Source organism: Arthrobacter alpinus (assembly GCF_001294625.1).
Taxonomy (GTDB): Bacteria; Actinomycetota; Actinomycetes; order Actinomycetales; family Micrococcaceae; genus Specibacter; species Specibacter alpinus_A.
In genome coordinates, this window is sequence record NZ_CP012677.1 from 1,001,417 (window position 1) to 1,019,760 (window position 18,344).

Below are 18,344 nucleotides of genomic sequence, written 5' to 3' on the forward strand. Positions count from 1 at the left end.
ATCTACTTTTGAGGAAACTACGCACATGACACGCCGCGTCTTGATTCTTGCTCACACCGGGCGCGAGGAATCGATGATTGCTGCCCTAGAGGCGTGCGTGGAACTTCACGCTAACAACATCGTGCCGGTCATGTTTGCCGATGAACTCGCGGACATGACGGGCTATCTTGGTGTCTCCGACGTCAGCATGGAGATCCTGGGGCGCGACGTCACCCTTGCTGACATTGAACTGGTCATGGTGTTGGGCGGGGATGGGACCATTCTGCGAGCAGCCGAGCTGGTCCGCGACCACGATCTGCCTCTTCTAGGCGTGAATCTGGGCCATGTGGGTTTCCTAGCGGAAAGCGAACGGGCCGATCTCATCGAAACCGTCGACTGGGTGGTGCGCCGCAAGTACTCGGTGGAAGAACGCATGACACTTGATATCAAGGTTCGGGTCAAGGGGAAACTGGTGGCGCACACCTGGGCCCTGAACGAGGTGGCCCTGGAAAAAGGCAACCGTGAACGCATGATCGAGGTGGTCACCGAAGTGGATGGCCGGCCTTTGAGTTCCTTTGGATGCGACGGCGTGGTCATGGCCACGCCCACAGGCTCCACCGCCTACGCCTTTTCCGCCGGAGGACCCGTGGTGTGGCCCGGTGTGGAAGCCCTGTTGATGGTGCCCATCAGCGCCCACGCACTCTTTGCAAAACCACTCGTGGTGGCCCCAACCTCCACTTTGGCCGTCGAAGTCCTCACCCGCAACGGCGCATACGGCGTCATTTGGTGCGATGGCCGCCGCACAGTTGACCTGCTTCCGGGCGCACGCATCGAAGTGACCCGGTCCAACAAGCCGGTAAAACTGGCCAGGACACAGATCACGCCGTTCTCCGAACGGCTCGTACGCAAATTTGAGTTGCCTGTCCAAGGCTGGCGCGGACCTTCCCCAGAGGGAACTTCCCCCCCCACTTCCCAGCTGCCCATCATCAAGAACCCTAAGCCCAAATCGCAGTTGGAGGGCCCGCCCACCGGGCCCATCCCGCTGGTACCGGACCTGACTGTCGCCCACCACGACTTGCCGAACATCCTTGAGGGGGGTCGCAGCACTTCATGATTGAAGAAATTCGCATCCGCGACCTGGGCGTCATTTCAGAATCCACACTTCCCTTGGGCCCTGGGCTGAGCGTTGTGAGCGGTGAAACTGGCGCCGGAAAGACTATGGTGGTCACCGCCGTCGGACTTCTGCTAGGAAACAGGGCCGACGCCGGTGCCGTGCGCAACGGTGCAAAGAGTGCCTCCGCCGAAGCCACGCTGACACTGCCGGCCGGGCATGCTGCGCTCAAGCGGGCGCAGGAGGCTGGAGCCGACGTCGACGAGTTCGACGGCGGCGCGCAGCTGATCCTGGCCCGTACGGTCAGTGCCGACGGGCGAAGCCGGGCGCACGTGGGTGGCCGCAGCGCTCCCATTGGCGTGCTGACTGAGCTGGGGGAGACCCTGGTGGCCGTGCACGGGCAGTCGGACCAGATCCGTTTGAAGAACCCAGCCGCGCAACGTGAGGCATTGGACAAGTTCGCCGCGGAAGCACAAAAATCGTTCCCCTCGGCCATGGCGTCCTACAGTGGAGTTTTTGGGCGCTGGAAGGCCGCCCAGGCGGAACTGGAACTGTTGCGCACCTCAAGCCGGGAACGGTTGCGTGAGGCGGAATCGCTGACCGCGGCGCTGGCGGAGATCGACGTCGTTTCCCCCCTACCTGCCGAAGATGAGGTGCTCAAGGCAGAGGCGGTGAAACTTGGAAACGTGGAGGAACTGCGCCGGGCGTCCCTGGGTGCCCATGAGGCGTTGATCGCCGAGGACTATGGCGACGGACAGGACGCGGTGACCCTTGTGGACACGGCCAAGCGCCTGCTTGAGGGTGTGGCCGACGCCGACGACGAACTGGCCGAGACCGCCAAGCGTGTTTCCGAGGTAGGCTACCTGCTGGCCGATATCGCCCGGGATCTGGTGGGCTATGCCACCTCCCTGGACTCTGAGGGGCCCGGACGGCTTTCCGAGGTGGAGGACCGACGCGGCGAGCTGGCCGTGCTGGTTCGCAAATACGCGCCCAACATCGATGGTGTGCTGCTGTGGGCCGAGCAGGCCAGGGTGCGGCTCAACGAGCTGACGGATGACTCGGGCAGGATTGAAAAACTTGAAACCGAACTGGCGGGCTCCCTGGTGGAACTTGCTGCCCGGGCCGCGGAAGTCACCAAATTGCGCCGCGCTGCCGCTGAAAAGCTTTCACGCCAGGTCAGTGCCGAGTTGAAGGCGCTGGCCATGCCCGATGCGAAACTGGTCATTGAGATCACCCCGGCAGAACGGGGCATCCACGGCGCTGACGACATAGCTTTCCTGCTGCAACCGCACGCCGGCTCGCTGCCACGTCCGCTGGGCAAGGGAGCCTCTGGCGGTGAGCTTTCACGAGTGATGCTGGCCCTTGAAGTGGTCCTGGCCACTGTGGACCCCGTCCCCACTTTTGTTTTTGACGAGGTGGACTCAGGGGTGGGAGGAAAAGCCGCCGTCGAAATTGGACGCAGGCTTGCCATGCTTGCCCGGCACGTGCAGGTTTTGGTCGTCACACACCTGCCCCAGGTTGCGGCGTTCGCGGATCAGCATATTCTGGTCACAAAGAGCTCTGTGAGTAAAAACTCAGGCGCTGGAATCACGACCAGCAACGTGCGACTTTTAAACGATGAAGAAAGGGTTCGGGAACTGGCCCGGATGCTGGCAGGGCAGGAGGATTCAGCGACAGCGCAAGCCCATGCCAAGGAACTCTTGGCAGATGCCCGCCGAGGCGCGGCATAGGAAAGTTTGTTTTTGTGTGGCCGCCAGGGAAAATTTGGCTGCGCGCGAACGACTATTGGCTCATTAGATGATAGGCTCGAATTCCGTGGTTCAACGATCAAATTCCCGGTTCAGTGGTCAGTCCAAGACGACCAAACACATCTTCGTCACCGGCGGTGTCGCGTCCTCGCTCGGTAAGGGACTGACGGCTTCCAGCCTCGGTCACCTGCTTCGTGCACGCGGCCTGTCCGTCACAATGCAAAAACTCGATCCTTATCTCAACGTGGATCCAGGCACCATGAATCCCTTCCAGCACGGTGAGGTCTTCGTCACTGACGACGGCGCCGAAACTGATTTGGACATTGGGCACTACGAGCGCTTCCTGGATGAGAATCTTGAAGGCTCCGCCAACGTCACCACCGGCCAGGTGTATTCGACGGTCATCGCTAAGGAACGCCGCGGCGAATACTTGGGCGACACCGTCCAAGTCATCCCGCACATCACCGACGAGATCAAGCGCCGTATGCGCCTGCCCGCCGAAGGCAAGAACGCCCCCGACGTCATCATCACCGAAATTGGTGGCACCGTGGGCGACATCGAATCTCAGCCCTTCCTGGAGTCCGCACGCCAGGTCCGCCAAGACATCGGCCGCAATAACGTCTTCTTCGCCCACGTCTCCCTGGTGCCCTACATTGGCCCGTCCCATGAATTGAAGACCAAGCCCACGCAGCACTCAGTTGCAGCGCTTCGTTCCCTGGGCATCCAGCCCGACGCCTTGATCCTGCGCTCCGACCGGGTCCTGCCTGAGGCAATGCACCTGAAGATCGGCCGTGCCTGCGACGTGGATGTTGAAGCCGTCATCGGCTGCCCGGATGCCGCCAGCATCTATGACATCCCCAAGACCTTGCACGCCCAGGGCTTGGATTCCTACATTGTGCGTGCCCTGGATCTGCCGTTCAAGGACGTCGACTGGACCAAGTGGGACAAACTCCTGGAAGCCGTCCACAACCCGTTGCACCATGTCGAGATCGCCTTGGTGGGCAAGTACATTGACCTGCCTGACGCCTATCTCTCGGTCACCGAGGCGCTTCGTGCCGGCGGCTTTGCCAACAGCACCAAGGTTAAGATCCGCTGGGTCCCTTCCGACGACTGTGCAACGGAAGCCGGAGCCATCAAGGCGTTGGGCGACGTTGACGGCATCTGCGTGCCTGGCGGATTCGGCATCCGCGGCCTTGAAGGGAAGCTGGGTGCGCTGAAATACGCCCGCGAAAACCAGATGCCCACGTTGGGGCTGTGCCTTGGCCTACAGTCCATGGTCATCGAATATGCCAGGAATGTTGTGGGCCTTGACGGCGCATCCTCCTCGGAGTTTGACGAGAACCCTAAGTACCCTGTTATCGCCACCATGGAAGAGCAGCTGGACATCGTCGATGGCAAGGGCGACCTTGGTGGAACTATGCGCCTGGGCCTGTACCCGGCTGTGCTTGCCGAAGGGTCGGTCATCGCGCAGACCTACGGCACCACGGATGTTTCCGAACGCCACCGACACCGCTATGAGGTCAACAACAAGTACCGTGACCAGATTGCCGCCGCCGGCCTGGTGTTCTCCGGAACTTCGCCTGATGGCAAGCTAGTGGAGTTTGTTGAGCTGCCCCGCGAGGTGCACCCGTACTACGTCTCCACCCAGGCGCACCCGGAACTGAGCTCGCGCCCCACCCGGCCGCACCCGCTCTTTGCCGGCCTAATCGCTGCGGCCCTAGACCGCCAAAACGCCACCCGCTTGCTGGATGTCTAGGAAATCATGACAGACGTTGGTACGCCGTCGACGGCACAGGGTGCGGAAACCATTCGCCGGCAGACGCAGGAGCCGTTGGCTGATGCGCCCAGCTACCGCCCCATGCTCTCTTCCTCGACGGTGTACCAAGGCCGGATCTGGGATGTTGTCTCGGATACTTTTTCCCTCACCCCCGGCTCCAAGCCGTTGACACGGGACTACGTCGACCATCCGGGTGCGGTGGCAGTAGTGGCGCTCAACGACGCCGGTCAGGTGTTGCTGCTGCGCCAGTACCGGCATCCCGTCAAGATGGAGCTGTGGGAAATTCCCGCAGGCCTGCTGGATGTTCAGGGCGAGGACTTTGTTAGTGGCGCCGCCCGGGAACTGGCCGAAGAAGCCGATTTGGTCGCCACGCAATGGCATGTCCTCACCGACTTCTTCAACTCCCCAGGGTCCTCGAACGAAGCGATCAGAATCTACTTGGCCCGTCAGGTGTCGCAGGTGCCAGAGGCTGACCGCCATGTGCGCACCGACGAGGAAGCTGAGATCCAACTCCGCTGGGTCGATCTGGACGAGGCCGCCAAGGCAGTCCTGGAAGGGCGCATCCACAACCCGACCGCCGCCGTCGGCATCCTGGCCGCCGCAGCAGCAGCCCGTGAAGGGTTCACCTCATTGCGCCAGGCCCACGCACCCTGGCCGACGCACCCGAGCCAACGCGCGCAGTGACGCCCGGGGGACCCGCCGCAGCGCCCGCAACAGCCGGCAGCATTTCACCGTTGGGGCGGGCCATAGCAGACTACCTTCAGCACGTCAGTGTGGAACGCGGACTGGCAGCGAACACACTCCAGGCCTATAAGCGCGACCTTGCCCGGTACCAGCATTTTCTCTCCGCTGTTCCGGTGCTCGAGCCGGAACAGATCACCCGCCACCACGTCAGCAAGTTTGCCCAGGGACTCTCAGACGGGGCCGACGGCGGCTCCGCGCTCGGGCTGCGTTCGGCAGCCCGGACCATTGTGGCCGTGCGCGGCCTGCACAAGTTTTGGGCGCTGGAAGGGCTGACCACCAAGGATCCCGCCGTGGATGTCCACCCGCCCATGGCAGGACGCCGCCTGCCCAAGGCCATCAGCATTGCCGAGGTCACCAGGATCCTTGAGGCGGCAGGATCTGACACCCCCGCCGGGCTGCGGGACTCGGCCATGCTTGAGTTTCTGTACTCCACCGGGGCCCGCATCAGTGAAGCCGTGGGATTGGACGTTGACGATTTGGTCCTGGTGCCTGCCGGGGAAGGCGGGCCCTCACTTGTTCGGCTCTTCGGCAAAGGATCAAAGGAACGCCTGGTGCCGATCGGTTCCTATGCGCTCCGAGCCATCGAAGCCTACCTGGTGCGTGGACGCGGTCCCTTGGCTGCCAAGGGCAAAGGCACGCCGGGGCTCTTTCTTAACGTGCGCGGCGGTCGGATCAGCCGTCAAAGCGTATGGACCATCCTGAAGGCCACCGCCGAGAAGGCCCAGGTGGAGGCTGAGGTGTCGCCCCACACTCTGCGCCACTCCTTCGCCACACACTTGCTCGAGGGCGGCGCCGATGTTCGGGTGGTCCAAGAACTCCTTGGCCACGCCTCTGTGACCACCACACAGGTTTACACGCTGGTCACGGCCGAGACCCTACGTGAAGTTTATGCGGCCGCTCATCCGCGGGCCTTGGGCTGACGCGCGCTTAGTCCCACCCCCTCTTGGATCCGGCCCCGCCCCGATCTACCGCGACTCAGATACAAGCTGCCGTCGCTAGGGGAGTAGTGCTGGACCCACGTCCAGGCTGGGCAGTGATGAGTGAATTCTGCCCGGTGGCGGTCGGTCCGCTTCAGTGCTCCGGGTCTCCGCTGTGCCCGGATAAATGGCGATAGTTACTGAATGGCCCGTCAGACTGAGACCAAACGGCAATCACTGACAGAAGTGGTGGCCGTTTGGCTTGCACCCCCTGGATTGGATGAATTTCGGTTAGTTCTCCGCGCGCCCGAACGCTGCCAGCATCCCGTTGATCCCATCTCCCGGGAACGCGAAGACGTGATCGACACCCCACTCACGCAGGCGGGCCAGCAGATAGTCTGAAACTTTTTTTGCCAATTTTCCGTCCTCCAGGAGTGGATGTGCTCAGGTTTCTCGGCTGCGAGCCTGGTCTGTGAAGATTCAGTGGCCTCCTGCGCCGCTGTGGAGCAGCCGGTCGGCGGCCCGGGCCGCGACGGCCATGATGGTCAGGGCAGGGTTGGCGCTGCCCTGGGTGGGCAGGACACTGCCATCGGTGATGAGCAGGTTCGCCACGGCGAAGCTGCGGCAGTCCGCATCGACCACGCCCTCCTTTTGCGTTGCGGCCATGCGTGCCCCGCCCACCAGATGGGCGTAACGGTCGATGGTGATGACCTCATCAGCGCCGGCCGCGGTGAGGATGAGTTCCATCTTTTCTTGTGCAGCGTTCATCAAGGCGCGGTCGTTTTCGCATTGGGAATAGCTGAAACGCGCCACGGGCAGCCCGTGCCGGTCCGTCTCATTGGCGAGGGTGACCCGGTTCTCGGCCTGGGGGAGGAATTCACACAAAGCGCCTAGACAGGCCCAGTGGACGTAGTCGCTCATATAGTTGCGCAGCGCGGGACCCCAGTGGCCTTGGGCCATGACATGTTCGGCCCAGGTGATCGGCAGTGGCGAGACGGTTTGGATGGAGAATCCACGCTTATAGGGTTTCCTCGGGTCGGTTTCGTAGAAGTCTTCGCTGCTGACTTCCGGTGGCGGGCCCTTCCACATCCGCACCTCGGCGTCGAAGCGTCCGGCGTTCTGGGGCGAGCCCTGGACCATCAGGTAGCGGCCCACCTGGTCGAAGTCGTTGCAGAGCCCGTCGGGAAACCGCGGCGAGGCGGAGTTGAGCAGCAGGCGGGGGGTTTCGATCGAGTAACCGGCGACGGCGACCGTGCGGGCCCGCTGAAAATGGGCCACGCCCCCACGGATGTAGTGCACGCCCGTGGCCAGTCCGGTTCGCGCGTTGACGTCGATCGAGGTCACCATGGAATCGGGGCGTACTTCACCTCCGTTGGCCAGGGCATCGGGAATGTGAGTGATCAAGGGCGAGGCTTTCGCGTTGACCTTGCACCCCTGCAGGCAGAAGCCGCGGTAGATGCAGTGGGGCCGGTTGCCGAAGCGGCCGTTGGTGATCGCCACCGGTCCTACTTTGGTGGTAATGCCAGCCGCCAGGGCGCCGCGCTGAAAGAGTTCGCCGTTCCCGGAGACTGGATGGGGGCTGTGGGGGTAGCCGTGCGGCTCACCCCAGGGCCAGTGCTCCCCAGCCACCGGCAATTCCTCCTCAATGTCCTGATAGTAGCGCCGAAGGTCTTGGTATTGCAGGGGCCAGTCTGCTCCCACCCCGTCCAGGGTCCGGGTGCTGAAGTCGCTGGGATGGAACCGGGGCACGTACCCGGCGTAGTGGACCATCGACCCGCCCACGCCCCGGCCGGAGTTGTTGGAGCCCAAAGGGATGGGATCGTTCCCTGCGATGACCCGCGGTTCGTTCCAGTAGAGGTGATGTGAGCCGGCCTCGTCACTGACCCAGTCGCGATCTGGATCCCAGAAGGGGCCGGCATCTAGCGCCACTGCCCGCCAGCCGGCCCGCGCCAGGCGCTGCAGGAGCGTGGATCCGCCCGCGCCGCAGCCAACGATGACGATGTCGATCTCCTCATCGTCATCAAAATGGCGCATCTGCTCGCGCAGGGCGTGGTTGGTTTCCGGCCCGGCCGGGAGTAGCCATGCCGATTCGTTGCGTTGACGCACAGTGCTCATGGTGTTGCCGTCTTCCCTCGGGTCGGGTCGGCTGCCGGGTGGACGTCCCGAACCTCAAAGGGCTCCAACGCGTCCACACCCATGTTTTTGTAGCCCCGCGGGTAGGCGGGCCCGGCGAAACCGATTTCATCCCACGCCCATGGATGGGCGTAAAACGCTGTGCACGCGTAGCGGGTCCACAGGCTCCAGATCTGGTGCGCGGGGATCCCATGCCACGGTGCCGTGCCCAGGTTTTGGATGCTCTGTAGCAGCCGGGTTTGGTCGTTCCAGGCAGCTGCGGCAAAGATTGTGCCGCAGCGAAGCCTGGCATCATCATCCAGTGCCGCCAAGGACTGCCGCCAAGCTTGGGCATCGACGGGCATGTCCTCGTAGTGCCAGCCGTCGGTTTCTTGGGCAGCCAGCCGGGCATCGACCATGGACACCACGGGCACGCGCGGTTCTTCGGGCTGGTTCAGGAGTTGATTGAACAGGGCGCCCGCGCCGGCTTCTTGGGCCGGGGTGAAGAAGCGGATGTCAGGGGGCCGGCCCAGGCGACCCATGACCACGGACGCCGTCGCTGTATCCCAATGCTTGACCTGGCTGGCGGCGCTAAAGCCGGGAAATCGGCCGCCGCCCTCGCCGGCGGGAAGGGGCAGCGCGCTCACTTTTCCCGCCTCAGTAGGGCCGCGAGCAATCCCATGCCACCGACCATGGTCACCAGCAGCGGGGCCAGCAGGGGCGGGCCCATTTCCATGTTGTAGCGCAGGTTCTTGAAGCCGCCGGGCTTCTGGGCGATCCCGCGGGCATGAAAATACGTTCCCTGGAGGCCATTGGCGACAATGATCGCCGAGGCCAGTGGGAGGGCAGTTTTTGCCATGCGTTTGCTGCAAACCCCCGCCACCCCCGCCGCTGCTGCTAACGGTCCCAGGATCACTGGCGCCCACATCCACTTGTTGCCAAAACTGGCCTTGTCGTGTTCAAAGTAGATTTCCGCGGCCGTGACCAGAGCTCCGGCGGCCGTAAGCGCTGCAAGGGAACGCTCAAAGCGGCCAGTTTCAATATTGCGCACCATCTTGTCGATGCCGTGCACGACGTCGGCAGGCTCAATCCCCGGGGCGAGGGCGCGTTGCTGGAATGGACTCTTCATGTTCGGTCCTTCTCTCGCCCGAAGGCCTGGGTATTGCGCGTAGGGATCGCAGGGCGGTCCGTACGCAGATAACACTGGGCCGACAAATAGATTATTAAACGCAAAGATTGCACGTTCGCAACTAAAAGATGGATACTCGAAGGCGTGAACACCTTCGATCCCCACGGCCCCGCAGGTTTCGATCCGAAGACTGCCGAAAGCCCGGCCGACGGGGTCGACGACGTTGATGCGGCGATGCGTGCCGCCCGCGTGTTCCTGGCCGTTATTGCCCAGTCGGTGGCAGAGGTTGAACATCGCGTTAACTCTCCCCAGTTGCGCGTCCTGGTCCTCATAGCGACCCATGGCCCGCAAAATCTCGGTGCTGTGGCGGCGGACCTGGGCGTCCATCCCTCAAACGCCACCAGGACCTGTGACCGGCTAGTTGCTGCCGGCTTACTGGATCGCACGGACAACCCGGCGGACAGGCGGTATCTCCTGCTTGCCCTCAGTGCGCAGGGTAAGGAGCTGGTGGATACGGTGATGGAGCACCGGCGCACCGCGATTATGGGCGTTATGAACCGGATGCCACCCGGATTGCGCGCAACGTTGGGGCCAGCGTTGGATGCCTTTGCAGAAGCGGCCGGGGAAGTTACCGACGATGAGCGCTTCGCCCTGGTCTTGGACGATGGGCCGTTGCAGGACCCGTCTGAGGCTGGGAACGTTGTCATCGTGCCTCCAACGCGCTGAACGCTAATGCCAGGGCTGCGTCGATGCCAGCCGGTCTGCGCCAACGCCGATCTCCACAGGCCAAAGCGACCATCGTGGCCGCATGGGCTAAATCGACGAGTGCACCGCAACGGTGCCAGGTCTTCACACCCTGCGTCGTCGGTCCTGCACCGGCCAGCAAGAGGGCCTGCACTACGTGCCGGGCACCGAGAACACGCATGAGCACCACCGCGCCCGGTGAAGGTGTGGTTCCGGTGACGGTCCGGTAGAGCAGTTGGGGCCGGATCAGTTGGCACACTCCCAGCAAGCCACGGCAGAGCTCAAGCTTCTTCATTGCCGCACCCAGCGCCCCAGCATGGCTCCTGCAGCTGCGGCCAGTGCCAACACACTGCCTGCGGTTCCCACTGCCAGCACCCCGTGGTGTTGGGATGCCCATAGCTGGGTGCTCCGTGCTGTGGAGCGGTAGTCAAACGCGCCGTGTGTGCCGAAGTCAGTCTCCGCATCCGCCGGTTCCCACAGATTGGCCGGCTGGTCTGCTGGCCTGCGCTCCTTGGTTTGCTGCGAGGCGAACCCAGTACGGGCCAGATAAGCATCCAGGAGCCCCGGGGCTACGGCGTTCGCCAGCAGGGTTGCTGCTGTGCTGCCACCGACCCAATACTCGCGGCGCTGTGGGTGGTCAGCGGCATAGACGACGGCGCGGGCCGCCACCTCGGGCTGATAGATCGGTGGAACCGGCTGGGCCTTTTTGGGCAGCCGGGACAGGACCCAGGAGAACTGTGGGGTGTTCACGGCAGGCATTTGAACCATGGTGGTGCGGATACCGCTGTGCTCGTGGAGCAGCTCACAGCGCAGGGATTCGTTGAATCCCTGGATGGCATGTTTGGCGCCACAGTAGGCGCTTTGGAGGGGAATCCCGCGGTAGGCCAGCGCGGAACCGACCTGAACAATTGTGCCCCGGTTCCGGCTGCCCATCCGGGTCAGGGCGGCCATGGTCCCGTACACGTATCCCAGATAGGACACCGCTGTGACCCGGGCGAACTCTTCCGGTTTGATCTGTGTGAATGGGGCGAAGACGGAGGTGAAGGCGACATTGACCCACACATCGATAGGACCCAGCTCCTGCTCCACACGCTCCGCAGCCGCATCCAGAGCCGTAAAATCCGAGGTATCCACGGCCACCGTCAACGCTTTGCCCCCGGCCGCGTCAACTTCCGCTGCGGCCCCGTCGAGCCCCGCCTGGCCCCTGGCCAACAGGGCAACCGTGGCTCCCCGACGCCCGAAAGCAATGGCAGTGGCGCGGCCAATCCCACCACTGGCTCCTGTCACAACAACCACCTGGCGAACTGTTCTCATCATTACTCCTTAGGGTGATTCGTGCGTCAGAACAGAGGGTTTGGCGAGGCGTTTGGCGGCCTCCAGCATGGCGGCGTGGACGAATGCCTGCGGAAAATTACCGCGTAGCTGGCGCTGTTCGACATCGTATTCTTCGGTGAACAAGCCCGTGGTTGCGCACGCTGCACGGTTACGTTCAAACCAGTGCATCGCCTGGACCTCAAGGCCTTGCTGGTGAAGGGCCATGGCCATATCAAAGCCGCACAGCAGGAACGCCCCCTCCGCCTGCGCCAACGGGCGCCCGTCTTGGCTGAAACGGTAAAGATACCCCTCACGTCCCAGATCCGCGCGGACGGCCTCCACCGTCGCCAGGGACCGGGGATCGGTCGCCGGGATTGCGCCACGCAAAATGGGCAGGAGCAAGGATGCATCCACCCGGTCATCGGTGGGGCTTCGCTGCCACCGTCCGCTGAGGTGCAAAGAATCCCTAGCTGTGTCGGCCACGATGGCGTCTGCCAGCGACGTCCACCCCCCGCCTTGGGCCGCCGGGGCGTGGATCGCTATGCTACGCAACCCTGCGGCGCAGATCAGCCGCGAATGCGCCCACTTCTCGTTGTTGAGCTCCCAAATTCCGGCATCCGGTTCCTGCCAGCGCTCCGTGATGGCCTGAACCGCCACCTCGGCAGCCCGCCAATTCTCCAGATCCAGGCGGTCATGGGCTGCGGCAGCGGCGAGGAGCAGCAACGTCTCGCCGAAGGCATCGAGCTGGAATTGTTCATTGACCCAGTTCCCGACCTTCGCCGAACCACCCGGATACCCTGGGAGTCCAAGATCCGCTTCGTCTGGAACCCGTCCGCCGGTGACCGTATACGCCGGCTTCAGATCTGGCCCGTCCTCCAGTAGCCTGCTGGTCACGAACCGCACGGAATCATCGAGCAACGGGTAGGCGCCACACGCCGCGACAGCCTGTCCGGCGTAACACTGGTCCCGGATCCAAGCATAACGGTAGTCGTAATTTCGTTTCTCCTGGGCACGCTCGGGCAGGCCCAGGGTCGCTGCCGCCACCATGGCGCCACTGCCACCGGTCATGCCGCGCAACATGGCATAGGACTGCCGGGCATCGTCGGGGGCGATAGTGTCCAGCAGCGCCGGGACGGCGTCCTCCCAGCAACGCTCCGTTCCGGCCCACGCCGCGTCCGCATCCACCGGACCCGAGGTAAACGGCTCATCTGAAAGTTCCAACACCAGATCATGGCCACCACCAGAGGGAAGCTCCAAGCACAAGTGCAGCACGCCGTCGCGCATTGTTGCCTCCGAAGCACCGGCCAAACGCACATGCAAGTTTCCGCTGCGTCCCGTCCATACACCGTCAGCACATTTGAGCCGATTCATCCCGTATTTGCCGAAGCCAGCACCGGTTTCAAGGACCACCCTCATGGTGGCGGGACCGGAGACTGCACGCAGCCTGCGCAACAGCACTGCCGTACGCGGATCCGCTGGCTGCGCCAGTGCCTCCCGGCATTCGATGATTCCCTCGCTGGTGACCCAGCGGCTTGTCCAGATCAGTGTCCCATCCTGATAGCTGCCACCCCAGACGTACCGGGCGCTAAGGGGAGTTACCGCAAAGGTGCCGCCACCACCAATCAGGGAAGAAAAGACTGCCTCACTGTCCCAGCGCGGCACACACATCCACGCGACATCCCCGCGGGGTCCGATCAATGCCGCCCGTTGACCGTCGGCAATCATGGCGTACTCGCGCAACACGTGAGGCGATTCGGGTCCCTGAATGACGGCCGACATAACTTCACGTTAGACGCAATGATTGCGTTAACGCAATAGTTTAGTGGCTTTCACTCCCGAGAAGATTTGTGCGGCGTTGCACCGACGCCTTGGGGAAGATTCGATGCACCAGACGCCTTGCGGTCATCTATCCAACGAACTATGTTTGGCACTGTTCACTCCAGCTGAGCAGCATCTGGTGGATGTCACCATGGTGATGCGCATAGGCTGGTGCCAGCCCACATGGACCGGCTCCCAAAGGCCAAAATCCCTTGGTCTATCCTCGCCAAGAACATCCCGTTTGCCCCTTCATTTTTGTACAACGCCATCTTCTTCACAAATGAGGTGGCACTTGCCAGGTTAGTAGCTGATGACCTACGGCGGGGCTGGGTGGGGAGGTCCTGTGTCTGTGCACAAGGGTGAGCAGGATTATTGTTCCTCCGATGCAAACGGCTGAAAGCATGGCCTACGCTGGAGCCATGACTGCCGCTTCCGTCACCCTGTGTTTCTTGCTCCGCACCCACCAGGGGCACGAGGAGGTGCTGCTTGGCCGGAAGAAGACGGGTTTTGGTACCGGAAAAGTGGTGGGGATCGGTGGCCATGTGGAGCCGGGGGAGAGCGTCGAGGAGGCGATCTGCCGCGAGGTGGCGGAAGAATCCGGCATTACGGTCATGCCCCAAGACCTGATCCCCGCTGGCACCGTGGATTTCGTGTTCCCCGCCAAGCCCGCCTGGGACATGTTCACCACGGTCTTCCTGGGCCGTGCCTTCACCGGGGAAGCTGCCGAAAGTGACGAGATTGCACCCCAGTGGTATCCGGTGGGCCAACTGCCCGCAGATCAGATGTGGGCCGACGCCGTCCACTGGCTTCCGGCGTTTCTCTCCGGCGGGCGCGGGCACTGGCGTGTGGTGCTCAATCCTGACAACGAAACCGTCGCCTCCAGCACGCACACCTTAGAGAGCTAAGGACCAGGCTACGGCTTGGCGACAGTCAGCAGAAACGCTGAATCCTCCAGGGCATCCACGGAGTGACGCGCCACGGGAACCACCAAGTGGTCACCCGGCGAACCCTCCCACCTGACTTCCCCGGACACGAGCACGATTCGCCCGGTCAGGACCTGGACGGTGGCCTCACCAGGATTATCGTGCTCATCAAGTGAGGAGCCGGCCGTGAGGGCAACGACTGTTTGACGCAAAACACATTCGTGCCCGCCATAAACCGTCCGTGCGCTGCGCCCGCTGTTCTTGGTTTTGGCAGCCCCCAGCAGTTCCCTGGCCAGTGCCGTTAACGATGACTTCTCCATGATGCTCCTTCAGACGAGCCAAGATAGGTGACTGAGCTCACCTTACCTTGCTGGCGGCGTCCGCGATGCTATCCGAGGTGACGTTCGTCCACTCCGTTATAGGCGCTGAGGGGGCGGATCAGCGAGTTGGCTGCGCGTTGTTCCATGATGTGGGCGGTCCACCCTGTGATGCGCGAGGCGATGAAGATGGGCGTGAACATGTCGGTGTCAAAACCCATCAGGTGGTATGTGGGCCCGGCAGGATAGTCGAGGTTGGGCTTGATGTTCTTGGCCTCGTCCATGGCCTGCTCCAAACCGTCGTAGAGTCCCAACATTTCCGGCCGGTCAAAGTGCTCGATCATCATATCCAGCGCAGCCTTCATGGTGGGCACACGGGAATCACCGTTCTTGTACACGCGGTGGCCGAACCCCATGACCTTCTTCTTTTTTTCCAGGGCGTCCTCCATCCACGCCTTGGCGCGAGTGGCGGCCTCCAGCCGTGATTCCTCCTTGCGAATGCCAATCTCGTCAAAGGTGTGCATGACCGCCTCGTTGGCACCCCCATGCAGCGGGCCCTTCAGCGCGCCAATGGCGCCGGTAACGGCCGAGTGCAGGTCCGACAGCGTGGAGGTGATGACCCTGGCGGTGAACGTTGAGGCGTTGAAGGAGTGCTCCGCGTACAGCACCATGGACACGCGGAACGCGTTCACTACTTCGGGGGCAGCCTCCTCACCAAACGTCATCCACAGGAAGTTCTGTGAATAGTTCAAGTCGTCCCGGGGCGGGACTACCGCCAAGGCACGACGGCGGCGCTGGTCGTAGGCGACGACCGCCGGGAACTGCGCAAAAAGGGATTTTGCCTTCTCGAGCTCGGCCTCCGGGGAGGAGTCCTTCGCCAGGGGATCGTTGGCGCCCATGACCGAGACCGCAGTCCGGCCCACATCCATGGGGTGGCAGTCGAGAGGGAGCAGGTCGATGGCAGCTTTCACGCGGGAATCCAGCGCCCGGTTGGCGCGTTCGAACGCCTCGAACAGTGTTAGTTCCGCCTCCGTGGGAAGCTCGCCCGTCCACAGCAACAACGCGACTTCCTCAAAGGAGACCTTGGCGGCGAGTTCCTGGACAGGGTAGCCGCGGTACAGCAGGGAATTCGAGTCGGGATTGACCTTGGAGACGGCTGTGTAGTCGGCCACCACCCCGGCAAGACCCTTGCGTACTTCTTCTTCACTCACAGTATGCACTCCTTCTTAAAAACGGCTTTGTTGACCTAGAGGTTCGCGTTGTTGGTATCAATGTCCAAGCTGGGGACCTGGAAGTTGAAGATTCCTGTATCAAACTGGTTATACGCCTCATAGTCAACCAGATCGTAAAGGCGCGCCCGCGTCAGCATCTGCGGAACGGCGGCTTCCTGGGTCCCATCCACTGCAATGGCGTCCAAAACACGCTCGGCCGCCCCCATGGCGCTGCGCAAGAGTGTCACCGGGTAGATAACCATGGCCACCCCGGCCGCAGCCAATGCGTCACGAGTGAATAGCTCACTCTTGCCGAACTCGGTCATGTTCGCCAGCACCGGAACATCCACCGCCTTACAAACTGCCTCAAATTCGGCAACAGACTTCATGGCCTCTGGGAAGATCGCGTCTGCCCCGGCATCCACGAGGGCCTTGGCCCGGTCAATGGCGACCTGCAAACCCTCCACGGCCCGAATGTCGGTGCGGGCCATTATCAGGAAGTTCAGATCGCGGCGGGCATCAGCCGCGGCGGCGATCCGCTTGACCGCCGTGTCCAAATCCACCATGTTCTTGCCGTCCAGGTGACCACAGCGCTTGGGGTTGAACTGGTCCTCAATATGGCAGCCAGCCAGCCCCGCGTTCTCCAGTTCCTGGATGGTGCGGGCCACGTTCATGGGCTCGCCAAAGCCGGTGTCCGCGTCTATCAGGCACGGCAGGTCCGTCATGCGGGCAATCTGCCCGCCTCGGGCGGCCACCTCGGTCAGCGTCGTCATGCCAATGTCGGGGAACCCCAGCTCATTGGCGAGGACCGCGCCCGAGATGTAGACGCCGTCGAACTTCTTCTCCTCGATCAACCGTGCCGAGAGAGGGTTGAACGCGCCCGGGAATTGCACCGCAGCGCCGGGCACCAGCATGGCGCGCAGGTCCCGTCGCTTCTGCTCGGGGGTCTTCTTGGAGAACAACATTTAGAACAGCCCCTTGGGTGCTGCCGCCAGATCGATGATGCCGGGCGCGGCAGTGATGTTTAGCTGGCCCAGCTCACCCGCGGCCAGGGTGGGCAGCTTCTGCGCTGCTGCGATGAAGCGGTTGATCTCAGCTTCGGCAACCACGCCGGCGGCCAGTGTGCGGAACTTGTTGATGTACTGCTCCCGTGCGAAGGGGCGGGCGCCGAGCGGGTGGGCGTCCGCCACGGCGATGGAATCGGTGATGACGGTGCCGTCGTTGAGCGTGATGACCACGGTACCGCCGAAGGCCTTCTCGGTGATGTCCAGGGAGTGGTAGCGGCGCGTCCATTCGGCGTCTTCCTCCGTGGTGACCTTGTGCCACAGCTCCACGGTGTCGGGTCGGGCAGCACGCTCGGGGGCGTAGGAGTCAACGTGGTGCCATGAACCGTCCTGCAGGGCCACCGTGAAGATGTACGGGATGGAGTGGTCCAGGGTTTCCCGTGATGCGGTGGGATCGTACTTCTGCGGGTCGTTGGCGCCGGAGCCGATCACGTAGTGGGTGTGGTGGCTGGTCTGGATCAGCACGGACTTCACATTGGCCGGGTCCGCGGTTTCGGGGTGTTCGCCGTGCAGCTTACGGGCCAAATCGATCCACGCCTGAGCCTGGTACTCGGCCGAGTGCTCCTTGGTGTAAGTGTCCATGATGGCGCGCTTGGCCTCGCCGTCGGCCGGCAGCGGCACGGTGTACTGGGCGTTGGGGCCGTCCAGCATCCAGGCGATGACACCGTCTTCGCCTTCGTAGATCGGGACAGGGGAGGTCTGGCCTCGCATGGCACGGTCGGCCGCCTCAACGGCCATCTTGCCGGCGAAGGCGGGGGCGTGCGCCTTCCAGGTGGAGATTTCACCCTTGCGTGACTGGCGGGTTGCCGTGGTGGTGTGCAGGCCCTGGCCAACTGCTTGGAAGATGGTCTCCACCTCAAGGCCGAGCAAGGTGCCGATCCCGGCGGCGGCGGACGGACCCAGGTGGGCGACGTGGTCGATCTTGTGCGCGTGCAGGCAAATGGCCTTGACCAGGTCCACCTGGATCTCGTAGCCGGTGGCGATGGCGCGGACCAGGTCTGCACCTGAGGCGCCCGTGTGCTGGGCGACGGCGAGGATCGGGGGAATGTTGTCTCCCGGGTGCGAGTACTCGGCGGCCAGGAACGTGTCGTGGTAGTCGAGCTCGCGCACGGCCACGCCGTTGGCCCAGGCGGCCCATTCGGGGGACACAAGCTCGCCAATCCCGAAGATGTTAGCCCCGGATCCGCCGGTGGACGGTGCATGTGCCAGGGCCTGGGCGCGGGCGGCAACGATGGGCCCACGGTTCAGGGAGGCGATGGCCACAGAAGCGTTGTCGATGACACGGTTGATGATCATGTCGGTGACCTCATCCGTAACAGCCACGGGATCGGCGGCAACCTTGGCGATCTTGTACGCCAGCTGGTCTTCGTGGGCCAGGTTCTCGTCGCTCTTGTACACACGAACGTGGTGATCGATGGTCATGGTGTTCCTTTCTA

The 18,344-nt window shown here is 63.0% G+C and carries 18 protein-coding genes; 7 read left to right on the forward strand and 11 right to left on the reverse strand.

The features are described from left to right. Nucleotides 1-25 precede the first annotated feature (25 nt). From AOC05_RS04350 to xerD, 5 genes are all read left to right on the forward strand, one after another. Nucleotides 26-1,093, forward strand: a complete 1,068-nt coding sequence (locus AOC05_RS04350; RefSeq protein WP_082357760.1) for an NAD kinase — start codon at nt 26-28, stop codon at nt 1,091-1,093. After that, nucleotides 1,090-2,820: a DNA repair protein RecN gene (gene recN, locus AOC05_RS04355; RefSeq protein ID WP_062005979.1), complete on the forward strand. Its 1,731-nt coding sequence runs from the start codon at nt 1,090-1,092 to the stop codon at nt 2,818-2,820. Before AOC05_RS04350 ends, recN begins: the two co-directional genes overlap by 4 nt. 67 nt (nt 2,821-2,887) lie before the next feature. Then, nucleotides 2,888-4,594: a CTP synthase gene (locus AOC05_RS04360; protein ID WP_062005981.1), complete on the forward strand. Its 1,707-nt coding sequence runs from the start codon at nt 2,888-2,890 to the stop codon at nt 4,592-4,594. 102 nt (nt 4,595-4,696) lie between these two features. Continuing rightward, nucleotides 4,697-5,299, forward strand: coding sequence for an NUDIX domain-containing protein (locus tag AOC05_RS04365; protein WP_230085650.1), 603 nt, complete (start codon nt 4,697-4,699; stop codon nt 5,297-5,299). After that, entirely contained in the window at nt 5,296-6,279 is a 984-nt protein-coding gene (gene xerD, locus AOC05_RS04370; protein WP_230085579.1) for a site-specific tyrosine recombinase XerD, read from the forward strand. The genes AOC05_RS04365 and xerD overlap by 4 nt, the downstream gene beginning before the upstream one ends. Before the next feature lie 288 nt (nt 6,280-6,567). Here the strand turns inward: xerD and AOC05_RS18735 are convergent, their stop codons facing one another. The 4 genes from AOC05_RS18735 to AOC05_RS04385 form a co-directional block, all read right to left on the reverse strand. After that, entirely contained in the window at nt 6,568-6,693 is a 126-nt protein-coding gene (locus AOC05_RS18735; protein WP_082357762.1) for a thiamine pyrophosphate-binding protein, read from the reverse strand. 63 nt (nt 6,694-6,756) lie between these two features. Then, a complete protein-coding gene (locus AOC05_RS04375) occupies nt 6,757-8,391 on the reverse strand; it encodes a GMC family oxidoreductase (RefSeq protein ID WP_062005984.1) in 1,635 nt (544 codons plus the stop codon). Next, on the reverse strand, nt 8,388-9,035 hold the full coding sequence (locus AOC05_RS04380) for a gluconate 2-dehydrogenase subunit 3 family protein (RefSeq protein WP_062005986.1): 648 nt from the start codon (nt 9,033-9,035) through the stop codon (nt 8,388-8,390). Before AOC05_RS04380 ends, AOC05_RS04375 begins: the two co-directional genes overlap by 4 nt. Continuing rightward, a complete protein-coding gene (locus AOC05_RS04385) occupies nt 9,032-9,517 on the reverse strand; it encodes a hypothetical protein (RefSeq protein ID WP_062005988.1) in 486 nt (161 codons plus the stop codon). Before AOC05_RS04385 ends, AOC05_RS04380 begins: the two co-directional genes overlap by 4 nt. Nucleotides 9,518-9,661: 144 nt before the next feature. Here AOC05_RS04385 and AOC05_RS04390 point away from each other — a divergent pair, with 144 nt between their 5' ends. Beyond that, a complete protein-coding gene (locus tag AOC05_RS04390) occupies nt 9,662-10,243 on the forward strand; it encodes a MarR family winged helix-turn-helix transcriptional regulator (protein ID WP_230085581.1) in 582 nt (193 codons plus the stop codon). On the opposite strand, the gene AOC05_RS04395 is transcribed toward AOC05_RS04390, so the two are convergent. Genes AOC05_RS04395 through AOC05_RS04405 form a run of 3 tightly spaced genes read right to left on the reverse strand, consistent with a single transcriptional unit; the run spans nt 10,221 to nt 13,354 of the window. Next, a complete protein-coding gene (locus tag AOC05_RS04395) occupies nt 10,221-10,556 on the reverse strand; it encodes a hypothetical protein (RefSeq protein ID WP_062005990.1) in 336 nt (111 codons plus the stop codon). The genes AOC05_RS04390 and AOC05_RS04395 overlap by 23 nt on opposite strands. Beyond that, nucleotides 10,553-11,578 carry an SDR family oxidoreductase gene (locus tag AOC05_RS04400; protein WP_062005992.1) on the reverse strand — a complete coding sequence of 342 codons (1,026 nt, stop codon included), beginning with the start codon at nt 11,576-11,578 and terminating at the stop codon, nt 10,553-10,555. The genes AOC05_RS04395 and AOC05_RS04400 overlap by 4 nt, the downstream gene beginning before the upstream one ends. Nucleotides 11,579-11,584: 6 nt before the next feature. Next, nucleotides 11,585-13,354: a glycoside hydrolase family 15 protein gene (locus AOC05_RS04405; protein ID WP_062005994.1), complete on the reverse strand. Its 1,770-nt coding sequence runs from the start codon at nt 13,352-13,354 to the stop codon at nt 11,585-11,587. Between the two features lie 458 nt (nt 13,355-13,812). On the opposite strand from AOC05_RS04405, the gene AOC05_RS04410 reads away from it, so the two are divergent. Continuing rightward, complete coding sequence (locus AOC05_RS04410) at nt 13,813-14,298, forward strand: 8-oxo-dGTP diphosphatase (protein WP_062009355.1); 486 nt, start codon at nt 13,813-13,815, stop codon at nt 14,296-14,298. A gap of 8 nt (nt 14,299-14,306) precedes the next feature. Here the strand turns inward: AOC05_RS04410 and AOC05_RS04415 are convergent, their stop codons facing one another. The 4 genes from AOC05_RS04415 to AOC05_RS04430 form a co-directional block, all read right to left on the reverse strand. Continuing rightward, nucleotides 14,307-14,636: a cupin domain-containing protein gene (locus AOC05_RS04415; RefSeq protein ID WP_062005996.1), complete on the reverse strand. Its 330-nt coding sequence runs from the start codon at nt 14,634-14,636 to the stop codon at nt 14,307-14,309. 68 nt (nt 14,637-14,704) lie between these two features. After that, on the reverse strand, nt 14,705-15,844 hold the full coding sequence (locus AOC05_RS04420) for a bifunctional 2-methylcitrate synthase/citrate synthase (protein WP_062005998.1): 1,140 nt from the start codon (nt 15,842-15,844) through the stop codon (nt 14,705-14,707). A gap of 35 nt (nt 15,845-15,879) precedes the next feature. Beyond that, nucleotides 15,880-16,809: a methylisocitrate lyase gene (prpB, locus tag AOC05_RS04425; RefSeq protein ID WP_062006000.1), complete on the reverse strand. Its 930-nt coding sequence runs from the start codon at nt 16,807-16,809 to the stop codon at nt 15,880-15,882. Continuing rightward, on the reverse strand, nt 16,810-18,330 hold the full coding sequence (locus tag AOC05_RS04430) for an MmgE/PrpD family protein (RefSeq protein WP_062006002.1): 1,521 nt from the start codon (nt 18,328-18,330) through the stop codon (nt 16,810-16,812). Nucleotides 18,331-18,344 lie beyond the last annotated feature (14 nt).

Excerpts from the sequence above, each read along its gene's own strand:
- AOC05_RS04350 (WP_082357760.1), top strand. The coding sequence starts at position 26 with ATGACACGCCGCGTCTTGATTCTTGCTCACACCGGGCGCGAGGAATCG.
- recN (WP_062005979.1), top strand. The coding sequence starts at position 1,090 with ATGATTGAAGAAATTCGCATCCGCGACCTGGGCGTCATTTCAGAATCC.
- AOC05_RS04360 (WP_062005981.1), top strand. The coding sequence starts at position 2,888 with ATGATAGGCTCGAATTCCGTGGTTCAACGATCAAATTCCCGGTTCAGT.
- AOC05_RS04365 (WP_230085650.1), top strand. The coding sequence starts at position 4,697 with ATGCTCTCTTCCTCGACGGTGTACCAAGGCCGGATCTGGGATGTTGTC.
- AOC05_RS04375 (WP_062005984.1), bottom strand. The coding sequence starts at position 8,391 with ATGAGCACTGTGCGTCAACGCAACGAATCGGCATGGCTACTCCCGGCC.
- AOC05_RS04385 (WP_062005988.1), bottom strand. The coding sequence starts at position 9,517 with ATGAAGAGTCCATTCCAGCAACGCGCCCTCGCCCCGGGGATTGAGCCT.
- AOC05_RS04395 (WP_062005990.1), bottom strand. The coding sequence starts at position 10,556 with ATGAAGAAGCTTGAGCTCTGCCGTGGCTTGCTGGGAGTGTGCCAACTG.
- AOC05_RS04400 (WP_062005992.1), bottom strand. The coding sequence starts at position 11,578 with ATGATGAGAACAGTTCGCCAGGTGGTTGTTGTGACAGGAGCCAGTGGT.
- AOC05_RS04405 (WP_062005994.1), bottom strand. The coding sequence starts at position 13,354 with ATGTCGGCCGTCATTCAGGGACCCGAATCGCCTCACGTGTTGCGCGAG.
- AOC05_RS04410 (WP_062009355.1), top strand. The coding sequence starts at position 13,813 with ATGACTGCCGCTTCCGTCACCCTGTGTTTCTTGCTCCGCACCCACCAG.
- AOC05_RS04415 (WP_062005996.1), bottom strand. The coding sequence starts at position 14,636 with ATGGAGAAGTCATCGTTAACGGCACTGGCCAGGGAACTGCTGGGGGCT.
- prpB (WP_062006000.1), bottom strand. The coding sequence starts at position 16,809 with ATGTTGTTCTCCAAGAAGACCCCCGAGCAGAAGCGACGGGACCTGCGC.
- AOC05_RS04430 (WP_062006002.1), bottom strand. The coding sequence starts at position 18,330 with ATGACCATCGATCACCACGTTCGTGTGTACAAGAGCGACGAGAACCTG.